The sequence below is a fragment of the Sphingobium sp. L-44 genome (genome assembly GCF_056859495.1).
Map to the genome: position 1 here is coordinate 1 of NZ_JBSXOQ010000118.1, position 16,926 is coordinate 16,926.

Sequence of the window (16,926 nt, forward strand, 5' to 3'; positions counted from 1 at the left end):
GCCCTCAGGCGCCACGGGTTTTTCGAGGTGTCCAGATCGAAGAAACCCGGCTGCCCTGCCATCATCGCCTCCGCTATCGCGCAAAGGCAGTGAATCACTTCAGGCCCTCAGGCGCCACGGGTTTTTCGAGGTGTCCAGCTGAACGCGGAAAATATATATGAGGGTTGGACTCCTATTTCGCCGATCTTGGTTTTGAATATGGAAAGAACAACAAGGTTCAGTGCTATTGTTATAGATACCATCCCAGGAATGTTATTCCCTGATACCAAAATTGCCTCTCCAGAGGTTGCGAGGCAATTTTGGAATTGTGTTGGAGAGCGGCCTATTTTTGATTCTCTGAAATTGGCAGTGATGCTTTTAAAGCAAGTCGAAACGATTCATTAATCTACTCCGCCGCCACAGCCTCCAGCCCCAGCAACGGCGCCAGATAGCGCCCGGTAAAGCTCCTCGGTTCCTTCACCACCTGTTCCGGCGTGCCCTGCGCGACGACTTCGCCGCCCTTGACGCCGCCCTCCGGTCCCATGTCGATGATATAATCCGCCGTCTTGATGACATCGAGATTATGCTCGATCACCACGACGCTGTTGCCCTGTTCGACCAGGGCGTGGAGGACTTCCAGCAGTTTGCGGACATCCTCGAAATGCAGGCCGGTGGTGGGTTCGTCGAGGATATAGAGGGTGTTGCCGGTGGCGCGGCGCGACAATTCCTTGGCGAGCTTGACGCGCTGGGCTTCGCCGCCCGACAGGGTTGTGGCTTGCTGGCCGACCTTGATATAGCCAAGGCCCACTTCGGCGAGCATCGCCATCTTGTCGCGGATCGGCGGCACGGCCTTGAAGAATTCGACCGCATCCTCGACCGTCATGTCGAGCACGTCGGCGATGCTCATCCCCTTGAACTTCACCTCCAGCGTCTCGCGGTTGTAGCGGGCGCCATGGCAGACGTCGCAGGTGACATAGACGTCGGGGAGGAAGTGCATCTCGATCTTGAGCACGCCGTCGCCCTGGCAGGCTTCGCAGCGGCCGCCCTTGACGTTGAAGGAGAAGCGGCCCGGCTTGTAGCCGCGCGCCTGCGCTTCGGGCAGGCCGGCGAACCAGTCGCGGATATTGGTGAAGGCGCCGGTATAGGTGGCCGGGTTGGAGCGCGGGGTGCGGCCGATCGGCGACTGGTCGATGTCGATCACCTTGTCGCAATTTTCCAGGCCCGTGATCTTGTCATGCGGGCCGGCGACGATGCGGGCGCCGTTGAGGGTGCGGGCGCTGGCGGCATAGAGGGTGTCGATGGTGAAGCTGGACTTGCCCGATCCCGACACGCCGGTGATGCAGGTGAAGGTGCCGAGCGGGATCGACGCGGTGACGCCGGTGAGGTTGTTGGCGCGGGCATTGTGGACGGTGAGCTTCTTGCCCGAGCCCTTGCGGCGCTTGGCCGGGACTTCGATGCGGCGGGTGCCGTTGAGATAGTCCGCGGTCAGGCTGTCCTTGTGCGCCAATAGCTGCGGCAGGGTGCCCTGCGCGACGATGGTGCCGCCATGGACGCCGGCGCCCGGCCCCATGTCGACAATATAGTCGGCGGCGCGGATCGCATCCTCGTCATGCTCGACGACGATGACGCTGTTGCCGAGGTCGCGCAGGCGCTTGAGGGTGACGAGCAGCCGGTCATTGTCGCGCTGGTGCAGGCCGATCGAGGGTTCGTCGAGGACGTAGAGGACGCCCGAGAGGCCCGAGCCGATCTGGCTGGCGAGGCGGATGCGCTGGCTTTCGCCGCCCGACAGGGTGCCTGATGTGCGGTCGAGGTTCAGATAGTCGAGGCCGACATTGTTGAGGAAGCCGAGGCGCTCGACAATTTCCTTGAGGATGGCGCGGGCGATCTGGTTCTGCTGCTCATTGAGCGCGTCGGGCATGGCGGTGAAGAAGGCGAGCGCGTCCACCACCGAGCGGCGGGTGGAGACGGAGATGTCCTCGCCGGCGATCTTGACCGCGAGCGCCTCGGGCTTGAGGCGGGCGCCGTGGCAGGTCTCGCAGGGCATGGCGGTCTGGTACTTGCTCAGTTCCTCGCGCATCCAGGCGCTTTCGGTCTGGAGCAGGCGGCGGTTGAGGTTGCCGATCACGCCCTCGAACGGCTTCTTGACCTCATAGCTCTTCTTACCGTCGACGAAGCGCAGGGTGACAGGCTTGCCGCCGGTGCCGTGGAGGATGATGAGCTTCACTTCGCCCGGCAGATCGGCCCAGGCGGTGTCGAGGGAGAAGCCGAATTCCTTGGCGAGGGAACCCAGGACCTGCATGTAGTAGGGGCTGGGCGGGTTGGACTTGGCCCAGGGGACGACGGCGCCCTTCTTCAGGGAGAGGGCTTCGTTGGGGACGACCAGTTCGGGGTCGAACTCCTGCCGCTCGCCCAGGCCGTCGCAGGCCGGGCAGGCGCCCATCGGCGCGTTGAAGGAGAAGAGGCGCGGCTCGATCTCGGATATGGTGAAGCCGCTGACCGGGCAGGCGAATTTCTCGGAAAAGACGATGCGGTTGGCGGGGATGCCGGCATTCTTCATCTTGCCCGCGGACTGGGCCCTAACGGCTCGCCCAGGCGAGCCGGCTTCGGGGCTGCCTGCTTCCCCCGGAAGCAGGCTGGCCGCCCCTACGCCCTCGCGGCCGGGGACGACGCCCTCGGCCAGGTCGACGAAGGCGAGGCCGTCGGCGAGTTTCAGCGCTTGCTCGAAACTGTCGGCGAGGCGGGTGGCCATGTCGGCATTGACCGCCAGGCGATCGACCACGACCTCGATGTCATGCTTGTATTTCTTGTCGAGGGCGGGGGCATCCTCGATCAGGTAGAGCTCGCCGTCGATGCGGACGCGGGTGTAGCCCGCCTTCTGCCACTCGGCCAGTTCCTTGCGATATTCGCCCTTGCGGCCGCGCACGACCGGGGCGAGCAGGTAGAGGCGCGTGCCTTCGGGCAGGAGCATCACCCGGTCTACCATCTGCGAGACAGTTTGCGCGCTGATCGGCTCGCCGGTGGCGGGCGAATAGGGGATGCCGACGCGCGCCCAGAGGAGCCGCATATAGTCGTAAATCTCGGTGACCGTGGCGACCGTGGAGCGCGGGTTCCTCGACGTCGTCTTCTGCTCGATCGAGATGGCGGGGGAGAGGCCCTCGATATGCTCGACATCGGGCTTCTGCATCATCTCCAGGAACTGGCGGGCATAGGCGGAGAGCGACTCCACATAGCGACGCTGCCCCTCGGCATAGATGGTGTCGAAGGCGAGGCTGGACTTGCCCGAGCCGGACAGGCCGGTGATGACGATCAGGCTGTCGCGGGGCAGATCGACATCCACGCCCTTGAGGTTGTGCTCGCGCGCGCCGCGGACGCTGATGTGGGTCAGCATTCGGTAAACCTCTGCTTCGAAATATGGGTCAGACTCATGGGGGCGTTGTTCCAGATTTGTTCCGTGGGGGCAAGGGGCGTCGCCCGGTCGGAAGGCAAGATAGGAAGGGGGAGCGGCCAGGGGAAGATGGCCGGGCGTGGACGATGGCGCGCTGCGCCGGCCGGAGGGCGTTTCTGGTTCGGCTGCGGGCGCGCCTCGGCCTGTCTCGGGGTTTCCATGGATGGCCGCGGCTATGGGATCGCACGTAGAAACGGGGCATGACCTATTGGCGGCTCCATTGGCATGCGGGCGTCCTGAGCGTGGCGGGCAGCGTCGCGGGCATGACATTGGCGACGACCGGGGCCATGGCCCAGAGCGAGACGCCCGCGGGGCGGATCATCTTCCTGGGCTGGACCGAGGGCAAGGACTATTCGGTGTGGCTGTCCGGTGTCGATCCGGGCGAGTTTTTCGTCGTCTTTCCCGAGACCGGGGAGCGGGTGGACAGTTGGACCCAGCCCGATACCGGCCTGCACCTGACGGTATCGCCCATCGTGCGGGAAAATGGCGGCACCCATAATCTGTTCGCCCATATCCGCACCGAATATGCGGAATATGACAATTTCGTCGATTCCGCCGACCAGCATCCGGGCGGCATCAATTTCCCCGATCACTGGAACCGGCCCGACCCGGAACTGCCTGATCTGGTGACGCCGGAATTGCGGCCGAACCCGGATACGGTGACACCCGGCCTGCGCCCGTTGCCGGATACGGTAACGCCGGGATTGCGCCCCAATCCGGATTTGATCACGCCCGGCCTGCGGCCCTTGCCCGAGACCGTGACGCCGGAACTGCGGCCGAACCCCGACACGGTGACGCCGGGTCTGCGGCCCGATCCGGATACGGTGACGCCGGAGTTGCGACCGAACCCCGACACGGTAACGCCGGGACTGCGTCCTGATCCGGATACGGTGACGCCCGAACTGCACCCCGATCCCGAAATCGTCACGCCCGAACTGCGGCCGGTGCCCGTTCCCATTACGCCGGAGGCGCGACCAGACCCCGATACGGTGACACCGGAAGTCCGCCCGGACCCTGATACGCCAACACCCGAAATACGGCCTGATCCGGACACGGTGACGCCGGGTCTGCGGCCGAACCCCGATACGGTGACGCCGGGCTTGCGGCCTGACCCGGATACGGTGACGCCGGGGCTGCGGCCTGACCCGGATACGGTGACGCCGGGCCTGCGACCCGATCCGGATACGGTGACGCCGGGCTTGCGGCCTGATCCGGACACGGTGACGCCGGGCTTGCGTCCTGATCCGGACACGGTGACGCCGGGCTTGCGACCTGACCCGGATACGGTGACGCCGGGTTTGCGGCCCGATCCCGATACGGTGACGCCGGGCCTGCGGCCTGATCCGGACACGGTGACGCCGGGCCTGCGGCCCGATCCGGATACGGTGACGCCGGGTCTGCGGCCTGACCCGGATACGGTGACGCCGGGGCTGCGGCCTGATCCTGACACGGTGACGCCGGGTCTGCGTCCTGATCCTGACACGGTGACGCCGGGACTGCGGCCTGATCCGGACACGGTGACGCCTGGTCTGCGGCCCGATCCGGACACGGTGACGCCGGGCTTGCGGCCCGATCCGGACACGGTGACGCCGGGGCTGCGTCCTGACCCGGACACGGTGACGCCGGGGCTTCGGCCTGACCCGGACACGGTGACGCCAGGACTGCGGCCTGACCCGGATGTAGGCGGGCCGACGGTGCGGCCGATACAGCGGCCGCGCCCCGAGACGTTGCCGCCGATCGCGCCGACCGGTGTCGCGCCGGGCCGTGACGAGCGGCGCCCGATGCTGATGACTGCCGATGAGGTCTGCCGGGCCGGGCGTGAAGGCCGGCTGCGGGGCGATCCGCAACTGGTCGACAAGGCCTGCCGGATTGCAGCCAATGCCCGCCGGCGCTGGACCGCCTGGGGGGAATGGAGCTATTCTACGCTGAAGGATGACCGTTCCGGCGCCCGGACCAGGGGCAGCGCGAACCAGTATAATATTGGCCTGGATCGCTGGATCGACAAGCGCACCGTTGCCGGCCTGGCCATCCAGTTCGGCAATTCGGATTATAAATCCTTCAATGGCGGCATGCGCCAGCAGGCCGATTCCATCACGGTGAAGCCATACATGGTGCATCGGATGGCAAATTCGGACGTGGTGCTGGATGCCAGCATCGGCTTCAACTTCGGCGAATATGAACAGCATGTGCTGATGCTGTCGGGCAAGCATGACAGCTTCACCCTGTCGGGCACGATCGGGATGAGCGCGCAGCGCCCGATCGGCAGCTTCCTGCTGCGGCCCCGCCTGTCGTGGAGCTATGCCAGCATCTGGCACGACAATTATGTCCTGCAGGGGCAGGTGGGCAATATCGACCTGCGCGTGCTGCAGGGCGATGCGCGCTATGATTATGGCGCGGTGGCGACGTCGCTGGAGATCAGCCGGCCATTCCGATCGGATGATATGGTCATCACCCCCTATGTCGAGGGTGGCGTCGATTTTGCCTATCTGCGCCCCAATGGCGGCCGTGTCCTGGGGCCGGACCTGCGCCTGATCGCGACCACGCCGGCGACCGGATCGGTCCGGTTCGGCACGCGCATCCAGTTGCGCGGCAATGTCGCGCTGATCGGATCGGGCGAATATTACGGGATCGGATCGGGCGGCCTGTCGAGCTGGCAGTGGCGGGGAAATCTGTCCTTCCGATTCTAGCGCGGCGGGACGGGGCGAGCGGGTCGCAGGCGAAGGGGCGGACGAGCTGTCGCGTCGCTGATGGCGCGTATCGGCGCAAAAACACTGGTCAAGCCTGTTCGGGTGCGGCACAGGCGAGGGGCATGAGCCTGCCCAATCCTTCCACCTTCATTGCCGAGGGCGCCTCCGCCGCGGTCTATCGGCTGGACGGGGGGCGGGTGCTCAAACTGTTCCATGAGGGCGTCGACGCCGGGATCGTCGCCCGCGAACATGCGACGGCGCAGGCGATCCAGGCGACCGGGCTGCCGGTGCCGCGCGTGTTCCGGCGCGCGGAGGCTGGCGGGCGGCAGGGCATCATCTATAGCGAGATAGAGGGGCCGAACCTGCTCCATCATATCGTCCGCCATCCCCATCGGATCGGCTGGGCGATGGGCGCGATGGCGGCGTTGCAGCGGGCCATCCATGGGCATGACCTGCCCGCGCTGCGCAGCCGCAAGGCGATATTGGCCGAGGATATCGAGATGGCGCCGATCGGCGATCGGTTGCGCGCGGCGGCGATCGACCGGCTGGACCAGTTGATCGAGGGTGACCGGCTGTCCCATGGCGACCTGCATCCCGCCAATCTGATCGTCAGTGGCGACGGGCTGGCGGTGATCGACTGGTCCAAGGCGGCGCGATCGGCTCCGGCGGCCGATGTGGTGCGCAGCGAGATGTTAATGCGTTTCGGGCCGGGGCAGTCGGCCGGGATGCTGGAGGGCATGCTGCGCGACGCGACGACGGCCTATTATGTCGGGCGCTATCGCAAGCTGGCGGGGACTGGTAAGGCTGGCCTGGCTGCGGCATCGGCTGCCGGGGCGGGACGCGGCCTTTGCCGCCTATCTGACCGATGCGTTGCGCCGCGCCGGACTGCCGCCGCTGGAAGGCTGATGTCGTTGGTGGATGGCGGTGGGCGGTTCGTCCCCCGCCGATGCCGCCCGGCGGATGCTGTACCCCGGTCATCGAAGCGGCGCGCGCAGCATCGGTCCTGTCGTTATTCTGACATCGAAACAGGCCAGAGAGCAGCGCGTTAAGCGACGGTTCACGGCCGATGGTGCCGTGTTGACGGTAACAGTTGAGACAAGATCTGGAGTGCCCGACAGCATCCGGATACGCCCCCGGCATTCCCTTGCGCCGGGGGCGTTTTCATGTCCGCTCCTCCTGCGTCTCCGTAATTTCCCCTAGGGAATAGGATGTCGTTTCGCAGACGAATGGCATTCGTCCGGTCGTTCGTCCCCGCAAATCCGCGCTTGGTCGATGGATCGGTCGTTGGCCGATGCCGGGGGTTGCCGGTCGAAGCGGACGAGCGGCGAGACGGCCGGGCGCGTACACAGGATGGGCGAACGGGATATGGCGCAACGCCCCCACAAGACCCCCGCCGAACCGTTCGCATCCGGCATGTCGATGCCCCCTGACGACGCAGGCCGGATGCCATGACAGTTTTGAGGAGACACGCCATGTTCGCCACCGCCAAGATCATCACTGCCCTGAGTGCCGCCGCCGCCCTGCTGGCCGGTTCCGGCATCGCTTCGGCCGAGGAGTTCACGTCCAACGGCCGCACCACCGAGGTCCGCTTCGGTGACCTGGACCTCACGCGCCACGCCGACCAGCAGGAACTGCGCACCCGCATCTCCCGTGCGGCCAGCCGGGTCTGCTTCAGCACCGACATCAACACCATGAGCGCGTGCCGCGCGGCGGCGATCGCCCAGGTCGAGGCGCCGATCGCGACCGCCATCGCCCGCGCCCAGACCAACGAACGCTATGCCGATGCCAAGAATGCCCAGCCTGTCGTCGGCAACTGACGCCCATCATCCCGCCAAGGGAGGGAGAGGGCCTGGCGCGAGCCGGGCCCTTTTCGCGTGGGAAAAGGCCCGTCGCCCCGGCCATTCTCGGTATTTCCCACGATGGCGGACCTCCGGATTTGCGACGATCAGAAGGGACAGGTTCAAGGGGAAATTGGTCATGCACGCGCGTCTTCCCGGCACTTCGCCCGTCATCATGGCAATGCTGATGGCCGGGGGGCTATGCGCGACCGATGCCTGGGCGCAGAGCACGGAATCGCTATACGAACCGATTGGCCATCATAGCGGCGGCGACGTGCATGCGGTGGACGAGACGCCGAGCTATGTCGTCCCCGATTTCGCGCCGGCCAAGGCCGCCGACCCGAACAAGGAACTGCCCTTCTTCAAGATCCGCCTAGGCCTGTCGCTGATCGGCGACTGGACCGATTTCAGCCAGGACGCGGTCAATGAAAGCCAGATCGGCCGGCAGGAGAATGAGTTTCAGGTGCGATCGGCGCGGCTCAGCCTGATCGGATCGGTCGGTGGCGACTATCGGGTGAGCTATCAGGTCAGCGGCGAATATAAGGGGTTCGACACCAACCCCGAGCAGAAATGGAAGCTGACCGACGCGTCGCTGACCTTTCCGTTGGGCAGCCGCACCAAGATGACGCTGGGCAAGACCAAGGAGACATTCTCCTACGAAATGGTCGGGGATTCGGCGAACCTGCCGCATAGCGAGCGCGTGCTGACGCCCTTTTTCACGTCGCGCAATTTCGGCGTCCGCTTCGTCCAGGTGCTGGGCGCGAACAAGGCGGCGACCTTTTCGGCGGGCGCCTACAAGGATAGCTGGGATTTCGGCAGCTCGACTGATCGTGGCTGGGACTATTCGGCGCGCATGACCGGGCTGATCTGGGACGTGCCGGACCGCAATGAGTTCCTGCATGTCGGCGTGGCCTATCGCCATGCGGCGGCGGACGGCACGATCCGCTACAGTGGCCGGGCGGAAACCAATGTCGGCGACGTCGCGATCGACACCGGGAAATTCGCGGCGCAGAGCAGCGACGGCTTTGCCGGTGAGGCGCTGCTGAATGTCGGGCCGGTGTCGTTCCTGGGCGAATATATATTGAACCGGACCAATTCGCGCGAATTTCGCGATCCGGTCTTCCATGGCTGGTATGTCACCGGCAGCTGGATATTGACCGGCGAGACCCGGCCCTATGACCGCAATGTCGGCTATGCCCGGCGCGTCATTCCCAAGGGCCGCTGGGGCGCGCCGGAACTGGTGGCGCGCTATTCGGAAATGGACCTGGACGATAATGGCATTGAGGGTGGCCGCTTCAAGAAGACGATGTTGGGCCTCAACTGGTGGGCGACGACGCGCTGGAAATTCGGCGCGACCTGGGGCCATACCTGGCTCGACCGGTTCGGCGAGCGCGGCGAGAGCGACACAGTGCTGACCCGCATCCAGTGGATCTACTGAGCGCGGAAGAGCGCGTTTTGGAAAATGCGCGGGTGCGCCAGCGGCGCACTCTCAGCGTCCAGTCATGGCCCGCGCATTGGCGAGATAGGTGCGGCCGATGCGGATCTCGTTGCCGTCGGCCAGCGCCGCGAACCAGACGCCGCTGCCATCGTGACGCAGCCGCGCGATATGCGGGCGGCGGACGATGTGCGAGCGGTGCAGGCGGACGAACGCCTGCGGATCGAGCCGCTCCTCCAGCGAACTGATGGTCTGGTGCAGCAAATAGCTATGGGCGCCGACATGGAGGCGCATATAGTCGCGCTCCGCCTCGATCCGGTCGATCTGGTCGGCGGCGATGCGGACCAGTTCGGAACGGTGCGGCACCCAGAATTCCTCGGCCCATTCGGGCGCGGGTTCGGCCGGGGTGAGGGGGGCGTCCTCCTCGCCCTCGCGGCTGCGCAGCGCCTGTTCGACCCGGTCGACCGCGCGGGTCAGGCGATCATGGGCGACGGGTTTCAGCAGATAATCGACCGCGGCGAGATCGAACGCCTCGACCGCGAAGCTTTCGAAGGCGGTGACGAAGATGATCGCCGGGCGGATGCCCATCTGGCTGATCGCGCGGGCGACGCCGATGCCGTCGAGCAGCGGCATGGCGATGTCGAGCAGCAGCAGGTCGGGCTTCAGGGCCTCGACCAGGCGCAGCGCCGCCTCGCCATCATTGGCAGTGCCGACCAGCGCGATGCGCGGTTCGCGCGCGCACAGCATCTGCAATCGCTCGACCGCGAGCGGCTCATCATCGACGATCATGGTGCGGATGGACATGGGCGTCAGCACCCCCGGCGGTTGAGCGGAAGGAAGAGATTGACGGCAAAGCCGCCATCGGCCTGCGGACCATAGTCGATCCGGCCCTGATCGCCAAAGCGGGCGGACAGGCGGTCGCGCACATTGGCGAGGCCGATGCCACTGCCGCCATCGCCGGGGCTGGGCGGCTTGTCGCCATTGTCGGCGACGGTGAGGTGCAGCAGGCCATGCTCCTCGCGCGCGCGGATGGTGATGGCGACCGGGCTGGAGGTGCGCGAGACGCCATATTTGATCGCATTTTCGACCAAGGGCTGAAGGATCAGGCCCGGCACGCAGGCGGTCAGCAGATCGGCGGGAATGTCGATCCGGGTGGCCAGCCGGTCGGGGAAACGCACCGCCTCGATATCCAGATAGAGTTTCTGGAGATGGACTTCCTCTTCCAGTTGCACGTCATCGAGCGGATCGCCGGTGAGGCTGGTGCGGTAGAAATTGGAGAGCGACATGATCATCTGTTCGGCCTCGTCGCGCCGGTCCTTCATCACCAGGGAGGAGAGCGAGTTCAGTGTGTTGAAAAGGAAATGCGGGTTCACCTGATAACGCAGCGAGCGCAGTTCGGCCTGCTGCGCGGCGCGTTCGAGCCGGGCGGCGCGGCGTTCGGTGCGATGCGCCTCGCTGGCATAGGAGAGGCCGAGATAGAGGCCGGCCCAGGCGGACAGGAAGAAATAGCGGCTGACGGCGTCATCGACGATATAGATCAGCGCGTGGGACTGGGCCTCATATTTCTGCTGGTCCATGTCGGGAAACATGCCCATCGGGTCATAGATGTTGAAGACATAATAGTTGGCGACCGCCATGGCGAGCGCGAAGGGCGCGGCGAGCGAAAAGGCGGCGACGATGCGGACCGCCAGCGGCTTGGCATCGAACCGGCGTATCGCCAGATAGAGAATCCAGGTCACGATGATGCCGATCAACGTCACCACGGCGCGGCGGGCGGCCATTTCGCCCTGATAGTCGAAGCCCACCACCAGCGCCCGCACGCTGATGAGGATCGCGTAGAAGAACCAGAAGCCGATGATGGAATAGAGGGCGGCGGTCGGCGAAACGCCGCGCGGCCCCTCTTCGGTGGGAAGTGTCATGGAGGATATCTACGCCAGCTTGGCGACGCTGTCGCCCCCTGCGTGCGATGCTGGTCGAAGCGGCTTGGCGGTTGGTCGAAGCGGCGGCGTGGGGCACTGGCGGGGAACCGGGGCCTGACCCTGTCGGTTGATCCGGCAGGAGAAAAGGAGACGCGCAGATGAGCGATACCAAGCGCGAGAGCGAGAAGAAGCTGGACGAGGCGCTGGAAGACAGCATGGACGCGTCGGACCCGCCCGCGACCAGCCGGCCCGACGATGACGGCGAACCGGTGCCGTCTTCGGGATTTCCCGAAAAGCCCCGGCCCGAAAAGCCTGATCGCTGACCGATAGCGGACCGCGAAAATCCATGTTATTCCAGTCGGGCAAGCGCGGCCCCGACCGCCATCAGGCGGCAGGCCGGCTTCCCGCGCGAGAGGAGCAGACGACGATGCCGACTTCCACCACCCCCGCGATCGAACGCATTGCCCGCGTGCTGGCCGGGCGCCAGCTCAGCCTGAATGGCGGCGGCCAGGATCCCCATGCGGCGGGCGCGGTGGATGCGGCCTGGCCCGACCATGTCGACGATGCCTATGCGATATTGCACACGCTGCGCGAGCCCGATGCCGACATGGCGCGGGCCGGCGACGTGGCGGTGTGGCGCAGCATGATCGGCGCGGTGCTGGAGCGGCGTGCGGGCTGAACCGGCGACACGCGAAATATTAACCCGGTCATGGCAGGGAGCGCGCAGGAGACTGCGCCATGTACCACATCGAATTTCGCCATGATCTGAACCTGCTGGACATCAAATGGTCCAAGCTGTTCACGGCGCAGGAAGTCGCGGCCTATGCCCGCGAGTGCAAGGCCCGCTTCCTGGCCGAGGGGTTCAAGCCGGGCTATCTGCTGCGCATGGACATGAGCGCCAGCAGCGCCCAGCCGCAGGAGGCGGTCGCGTCCTTCCGCGCGAATCTGGGCGATTTTCCCAAGGCGCGGCGGATCGCCATCATCACCGGCAGCGCGATCACCCGGTTGCAAGTGAAGCGCGAAATGACGCAGCCCTATTTGCGGATCTTCGATGATGCGACGGCGGGGCTGGCCTGGCTGCTGGCACCCGAAGCGGTTGAAGCGGAGGCATAATCCTCCGTCCGTCGCATTTCACAAAAATATCATGTTGCACTGCAAAACGAAATCTGGTCCCTTGTGACAATCGGTGGGACAGGTGCCCGTTAAGCCTTTGCTAACCATGTGAGGCGCATGTTCTGCTGATCGACTTCAAGTCGGAGGGCATGAGCAATGGGCACGAGTGCAAGACCGGCGGACGGGGCCATTACCCTGGCGGAATTGCGGGAATTCGCCAGTTTCCCGTCGGCCACGCAAAGATATATTCGCAGATCGCTGGACATCGGGCTGCATCGCCGCGACGCGATGAAGCTATGGTCGCGCGACATGGTCGAGGAAGCCAGCATCCGCGCCCAGGCGCGCATCTATGGCCGGCTGGACGAGATCAAGGCGCATGTTCCCGACGATAGCGGGCTGGACCAGGTGGAGCCGTTCATGGCGCCGCTGGTGACGGTGTCCGCCTTCGACCTGGGGCAGGACCGGCTGGCGAGCTTCTCGGCCTATCGCTTCCTCTATGAGCGGCTGCTGGGGGCCGGCGCACGGCCCTGGCTGCCGGGCGCCTTCTGTGCGGCGGCGAGCCTGCCGCATCTTCATCCCGAAAAGCGCCGGCTGCTGTTGCAGTCGATCAGCGAGGCGGCGGCCACCGCGGTCGGCTGGTCCAACCGCGAGCCGACCTTCTACCCCGAATGGGTCGAGAAGGTGGACCTGTCCAAGGCCAACTGATCCGGCCTGATCCTGCCGGCGCCCCTGGGGAGGGCGCGGGCGGGATGGCGGCTTGGTTGCTGGTCTGGCGCCGTTCGGCCTGTCCTTCCTCCGCCTTCTTCACGGCGCCGCGCGCATGAACCGCGCGGCGCTCGACCGTCCTCCATCATCTCTTGCTCTCGAAGAACAGGAAAATCACAGCCTTCACCGGGTGGGATTTGGGTGGGAAGCTGGCCACCTGTTTCACAGCGTCATCCCCGCGCAGGCGGGGATCCATCTCACCAGCTTCGGACCAGATGCGAGGTCAGGAGATGGATTCCCGCCTGCGCGGGAATGACGGATTTGGGTGGTTTCCTGCCATTCCACTAACGTCATGCAGAACTTGTTTCAGCATCTATCAGCCCCAACAAGCCATTGGTCTGCTGGGAGGAATGGACCCTGAAACAAGTTCAGGGTGACGATGATGGTGAGGACAGCTTATGGTCGCAAACCTGCCAATCGTCACGGGCGTCATCCTGACGAAGGTCAGGATCCATTGTGCACTACGCCAGATAGGGAGTGCTGAATGGATCCCGGATCAAGTCCGGGATGACGGATATGCCAAGGTCAGCTTTTGGGAGAAGCCGTGGAGTAAGTGGAGGGTACTCCTTCTGGGCGCCAGCCATCAAGGATTCATGGCGGGGGGCTGTGGGCGTCCCGCTGCAAAAGGCCAGAGGCGGGGGCTGGAGATCGCGAAGATCGGACTGATCGACATTCGGCTGCGGGCTGGTGCTGGATGCGGCTCGGCAGATTTCCGGTTCTGGCCGGCAGGCAGATCGTGCGGCCAAAGAAAAAGGGGCTGCGCGGCGGCAGCCCCTCCATGATCCCGATCGGGCCGGTCCTCAGCGGATCGGCGAGTCCGGCGACAGGCGCATGTCGAGATAATTGTCGACCGACTTCATCAGCTGGTCCAGCTCATGCTCGAAGAAGTGGTTGGCCCCCTTGATCTCGTCATGATGGATGGTGATGCCCTTCTGGGTGCGCAGCTTGTCGACCAGCTTCTGCACCGCGCTGGCGGTCACCACTTCGTCCGCCGTGCCCTGGACGATGATGCCCGACGAGGGGCAGGGCGCCAGGAACGAGAAGTCATACATGTTGGCCGGCGGCGCGACCGAGATGAAGCCGCGGATTTCCGGGCGGCGCATCAGCAGCTGCATGCCGATCCAGGCGCCGAAGGAGAAGCCGGCGATCCAGGTGGTCTGCGCTTCGGGGTGGAAGCTCTGCACCCAGTCGAGCGCCGCCGCGGCATCGCTGAGTTCGCCGATGCCATTGTCGAACGTGCCCTGGCTGCGGCCGACGCCGCGGAAGTTGAAGCGCAACACGGCAAAGCCGCGCTTCACGAAGGTCTTGTAGAGCGCCTGGGTGATGCGGTCGTTCATCGTGCCGCCGCCCTGCGGATGCGGGTGCAGGATCATGGCGACCGGCGCGCGCGGGCGGGGCGGGGGGCTGAAGCGGCCTTCGAGGCGACCTTCGGGTCCGGGGAAAATGACGTCGGGCATGGCACCTGTTATGGTCTGGGCTGCCACGGGGCAGCGAGGAAAGGGTCCGTGCGCGCGCCGGGGCTTGGCCATATGGCCTTCACGCTGGCGCAGCGCGGCAATCCGCCTATATAGATGCCGCCGCCATTTCCGCAATCAATGAGTAGTTCCGCTTGGCCGCCGACCGCCTTTATCTCGATCATGCCGCGACCACCCCGATGCTGCCGCAGGCGCAGGCCGCGATGGTCGCCGCGATGGCGGGCTGGGCCAACCCGTCCAGCCCGCACAGCGACGGGCGCGCGGCGCGGGCGATGCTGGAGGATGCGCGGCGGCGGATCGCGGCGGCGCTGGGATGGGATGGCCATATCCTCTTCACCTCCGGCGCGAGCGAGGCGATCGCCATCGCGCTGACCCGCGCCAAGGCGGGGCGAATCATCACCTCGCCGGTCGAGCATGACGCCGTGTTGCGCGTGACCAAAGAGGCCGAGCGGCTGGCGGTGGATGGCGATGGCCGGGTGCTGTTGCCGGAGCTGGCGCCGGGCAGTCTGGTCGCGATCCAGCATGTGAATAACGAGACGGGCGTGATCCAGCCACTGGCGGATTTCCGGCGCGCAGGGCTGCTGCTGTTTGCCGATTGCGCCCAGAGCGCGGGCAAGCTGGCGCTGCCCGAGGCCGACATGATCGCGATCAGCGCGCACAAGTTCGGCGGGCCGCCGGGGATCGGCGCGCTGCTGATCCGCGACCTGGCGCTGGTCGAGCCGAGCGGCGGGCAGGAACAGGGCTATCGCGCCGGCACCGAAAATCTGCCGGCGATCATGGCGATGGCAGCGGCGCTGGAGGCACGGGGCGAGTGGATGCCGGTGGCCGCCGCGCTGCGGGCAAGGCTGGACGCCGGGATCGAGGCGGCAGGCGGGCAGATCGTCGCGCGCGACGCGCCGCGCCTGCCGGCGATCGCCAGCTATCGCATGCCCGGCCTGTCGGCGCGGGCGCAACTGATCCAGTTCGACCTGGCCGGCATTTCCGTGTCGGCGGGCAGCGCCTGTTCGTCCGGTTCGCTCAAGACCAGCCATGTGCTGGGCGCGATGGGTTGGGACGCGGCGGAGGCCGGCGAAGTGGTGCGGGTGAGTTTCGGCCCGCAGACGAGCGCGGCGGATGTCGATCGCTTCCTGGCCACATGGACCGCCATGGCGGAGCGGGCGAGCCGGTGATCTATCTCGACTATCAGGCGACGACGCCGCTGGCGCCCGAAGCCTTCGAGACGATGGTGCCGCTGCTGCGCGACCAGTTCGCCAATCCGCACAGCGCGCATCGCGCCGGCCGCATGGTGGCGGCGCAGGTGGAACTGGCGCGCGACGCGATCGGCCAGTTGCTGCCACCGGGCGGCAGGCTGCTCTTCACCTCCGGCGCGACCGAGGCGCTGAACATCGCGATCCAGGGCGCGCCGGCGGGCGACATCGTCACCATCGCGACCGAACATGCCGCCGTGCTGGATACGGTGGCGGCGATGCGGCGGATGGGCCGGGCGGTGACGGTCCTGCCGGTGGATGGCGACGGGCTGGTCGATCTGGACGTCGCGGCGCGGGCGATCGTGCCGGGCGTCGCTCTCGTTGTCGCGATGCTGGTCAATAACGAGATTGGCGTGATCCAGCCGGTCGGCGCGCTGGCGCAACTGGCCCATGGCGCGGGCGCGCTGTTCCTGTGCGACGCGGTGCAGGGCTATGGCCGGGTGCCGATCCCCGACCCGTGCGACATGGTGGCGATCAGCGCGCACAAGATCCATGGGCCAAAAGGGATCGGCGCGCTGTGGCTGCGCGACGGGGTGAAGATCGACCCGCTGATCCATGGCGGCGGGCAGGAAGGCGGGCTGCGGTCGGGCACCTTGTCGCCCGCCCTGTGCGCGGGCTTTGGCGTGGCGGCGCGCCTGATGCGGGAGCAGGCGGAGGCGGATCGCGCGCACATCGCGGCGCTGTCTGCGCAGGCGCGCGCACTGTTCGCCGACTGGACGCTGAACGGCAGCGCCGACGCGCGTTATCCCGGCAATCTCAACATTCGTCGCGCCGGGATCGACGGCGCGCGATTGTTGTCCGATTGCCGCAATATGTCTTTTTCGCTCGGCAGCGCTTGCGCGAGCGGGTCCGGGCGGCCTAGCCATGTGCTGCGCGCCCTGGGTCTTTCAGACAGTCAGGCGCGCGGATCGGTGCGGATCGGCTTTGGTCGATACACGACACCGGCCGAACTGGAGGAGGCTGCGAAGGTGATTAACGGGGCGGCGACCGCACAAGCGGCGCCGTGAGCAGGGAGCATCGCAT

Annotated in this window: 14 protein-coding genes; 10 read left to right on the forward strand and 4 right to left on the reverse strand. The window is 66.0% G+C overall.

Going from position 1 to position 16,926, the window contains the following annotated elements:
- Positions 1 to 385: 385 nt before the first annotated feature.
- Positions 386 to 3,367, reverse strand: a complete 2,982-nt coding sequence (gene uvrA / locus AC13EK_RS21660; protein ID WP_069338690.1) for an excinuclease ABC subunit UvrA — start codon at positions 3,365 to 3,367, stop codon at positions 386 to 388.
- 257 nt (positions 3,368 to 3,624) lie between these two features.
- Here uvrA and AC13EK_RS21665 point away from each other — a divergent pair, with 257 nt between their 5' ends.
- The 4 genes from AC13EK_RS21665 to AC13EK_RS21680 all read left to right on the forward strand — a co-directional run bounded on the left by AC13EK_RS21665 (position 3,625) and on the right by AC13EK_RS21680 (position 9,387).
- Positions 3,625 to 6,111, forward strand: coding sequence for an autotransporter domain-containing protein (locus AC13EK_RS21665; protein ID WP_483022383.1), 2,487 nt, complete (start codon positions 3,625 to 3,627; stop codon positions 6,109 to 6,111).
- 122 nt (positions 6,112 to 6,233) lie between these two features.
- Positions 6,234 to 7,160 carry a phosphotransferase family protein gene (locus AC13EK_RS21670; protein ID WP_234792505.1) on the forward strand — a complete coding sequence of 309 codons (927 nt, stop codon included), beginning with the start codon at positions 6,234 to 6,236 and terminating at the stop codon, positions 7,158 to 7,160.
- 423 nt (positions 7,161 to 7,583) lie between these two features.
- On the forward strand, positions 7,584 to 7,928 hold the full coding sequence (locus AC13EK_RS21675; RefSeq protein ID WP_069338688.1) for a UrcA family protein: 345 nt from the start codon (positions 7,584 to 7,586) through the stop codon (positions 7,926 to 7,928).
- Between the two features lie 160 nt (positions 7,929 to 8,088).
- Positions 8,089 to 9,387, forward strand: a complete 1,299-nt coding sequence (locus AC13EK_RS21680; protein WP_234792504.1) for an OprO/OprP family phosphate-selective porin — start codon at positions 8,089 to 8,091, stop codon at positions 9,385 to 9,387.
- Positions 9,388 to 9,438: 51 nt separating this feature from the next.
- Here the strand turns inward: AC13EK_RS21680 and AC13EK_RS21685 are convergent, their stop codons facing one another.
- Together AC13EK_RS21685 and AC13EK_RS21690 are read right to left on the reverse strand one after the other, a co-directional pair.
- A complete protein-coding gene (locus tag AC13EK_RS21685; protein WP_069338696.1) occupies positions 9,439 to 10,188 on the reverse strand; it encodes a LytR/AlgR family response regulator transcription factor in 750 nt (249 codons plus the stop codon).
- Positions 10,189 to 10,193: 5 nt separating this feature from the next.
- Positions 10,194 to 11,303, reverse strand: a complete 1,110-nt coding sequence (locus AC13EK_RS21690) for a sensor histidine kinase (RefSeq protein WP_069338686.1) — start codon at positions 11,301 to 11,303, stop codon at positions 10,194 to 10,196.
- 158 nt (positions 11,304 to 11,461) lie between these two features.
- On the opposite strand from AC13EK_RS21690, the gene AC13EK_RS21695 reads away from it, so the two are divergent.
- The 4 genes from AC13EK_RS21695 to AC13EK_RS21710 all read left to right on the forward strand — a co-directional run bounded on the left by AC13EK_RS21695 (position 11,462) and on the right by AC13EK_RS21710 (position 13,121).
- Positions 11,462 to 11,626: a hypothetical protein gene (locus AC13EK_RS21695; protein ID WP_010335364.1), complete on the forward strand. Its 165-nt coding sequence runs from the start codon at positions 11,462 to 11,464 to the stop codon at positions 11,624 to 11,626.
- A 104-nt stretch (positions 11,627 to 11,730) separates the two neighbouring features.
- The gene (locus tag AC13EK_RS21700; RefSeq protein WP_004207712.1) at positions 11,731 to 11,982 is read left to right on the forward strand and encodes a hypothetical protein; all 252 of its coding nucleotides are present in this window, start codon (positions 11,731 to 11,733) and stop codon (positions 11,980 to 11,982) included.
- Positions 11,983 to 12,041: 59 nt separating this feature from the next.
- Positions 12,042 to 12,416 carry a hypothetical protein gene (locus tag AC13EK_RS21705; protein ID WP_069338685.1) on the forward strand — a complete coding sequence of 125 codons (375 nt, stop codon included), beginning with the start codon at positions 12,042 to 12,044 and terminating at the stop codon, positions 12,414 to 12,416.
- Between the two features lie 156 nt (positions 12,417 to 12,572).
- Complete coding sequence (locus AC13EK_RS21710) at positions 12,573 to 13,121, forward strand: hypothetical protein (protein ID WP_004207710.1); 549 nt, start codon at positions 12,573 to 12,575, stop codon at positions 13,119 to 13,121.
- Positions 13,122 to 13,981: 860 nt separating this feature from the next.
- Here the strand turns inward: AC13EK_RS21710 and AC13EK_RS21715 are convergent.
- Entirely contained in the window at positions 13,982 to 14,638 is a 657-nt protein-coding gene (locus AC13EK_RS21715; RefSeq protein WP_004207708.1) for an alpha/beta hydrolase, read from the reverse strand.
- 152 nt (positions 14,639 to 14,790) lie between these two features.
- Between AC13EK_RS21715 and AC13EK_RS21720 the strand changes: the two genes are divergently transcribed.
- Both AC13EK_RS21720 and AC13EK_RS21725 read left to right on the forward strand, forming a co-directional pair.
- Complete coding sequence (locus tag AC13EK_RS21720) at positions 14,791 to 15,825, forward strand: cysteine desulfurase family protein (protein WP_069338103.1); 1,035 nt, start codon at positions 14,791 to 14,793, stop codon at positions 15,823 to 15,825.
- Positions 15,792 to 16,910 carry a cysteine desulfurase family protein gene (locus AC13EK_RS21725; RefSeq protein WP_069338104.1) on the forward strand — a complete coding sequence of 373 codons (1,119 nt, stop codon included), beginning with the start codon at positions 15,792 to 15,794 and terminating at the stop codon, positions 16,908 to 16,910. The genes AC13EK_RS21720 and AC13EK_RS21725 overlap by 34 nt, the downstream gene beginning before the upstream one ends.
- Positions 16,911 to 16,926 lie beyond the last annotated feature (16 nt).

What these genes read in the sequence shown, in the direction of transcription:
- AC13EK_RS21700 (WP_004207712.1), top strand. Translation starts at nt 11,731, where the DNA reads ATGCCGACTTCCACCACCCCCGCGATCGAACGCATTGCCCGCGTGCTG.
- AC13EK_RS21680 (WP_234792504.1), top strand. Translation starts at nt 8,089, where the DNA reads ATGCACGCGCGTCTTCCCGGCACTTCGCCCGTCATCATGGCAATGCTG.
- AC13EK_RS21665 (WP_483022383.1), top strand. Translation starts at nt 3,625, where the DNA reads ATGACCTATTGGCGGCTCCATTGGCATGCGGGCGTCCTGAGCGTGGCG.
- AC13EK_RS21685 (WP_069338696.1), bottom strand. Translation starts at nt 10,188, where the DNA reads ATGTCCATCCGCACCATGATCGTCGATGATGAGCCGCTCGCGGTCGAG.
- AC13EK_RS21670 (WP_234792505.1), top strand. Translation starts at nt 6,234, where the DNA reads ATGAGCCTGCCCAATCCTTCCACCTTCATTGCCGAGGGCGCCTCCGCC.
- uvrA (WP_069338690.1), bottom strand. Translation starts at nt 3,367, where the DNA reads ATGCTGACCCACATCAGCGTCCGCGGCGCGCGCGAGCACAACCTCAAG.
- AC13EK_RS21675 (WP_069338688.1), top strand. Translation starts at nt 7,584, where the DNA reads ATGTTCGCCACCGCCAAGATCATCACTGCCCTGAGTGCCGCCGCCGCC.
- AC13EK_RS21725 (WP_069338104.1), top strand. Translation starts at nt 15,792, where the DNA reads ATGGACCGCCATGGCGGAGCGGGCGAGCCGGTGATCTATCTCGACTAT.
- AC13EK_RS21695 (WP_010335364.1), top strand. Translation starts at nt 11,462, where the DNA reads ATGAGCGATACCAAGCGCGAGAGCGAGAAGAAGCTGGACGAGGCGCTG.
- AC13EK_RS21690 (WP_069338686.1), bottom strand. Translation starts at nt 11,303, where the DNA reads ATGACACTTCCCACCGAAGAGGGGCCGCGCGGCGTTTCGCCGACCGCC.
- AC13EK_RS21715 (WP_004207708.1), bottom strand. Translation starts at nt 14,638, where the DNA reads ATGCCCGACGTCATTTTCCCCGGACCCGAAGGTCGCCTCGAAGGCCGC.
- AC13EK_RS21710 (WP_004207710.1), top strand. Translation starts at nt 12,573, where the DNA reads ATGGGCACGAGTGCAAGACCGGCGGACGGGGCCATTACCCTGGCGGAA.
- AC13EK_RS21705 (WP_069338685.1), top strand. Translation starts at nt 12,042, where the DNA reads ATGTACCACATCGAATTTCGCCATGATCTGAACCTGCTGGACATCAAA.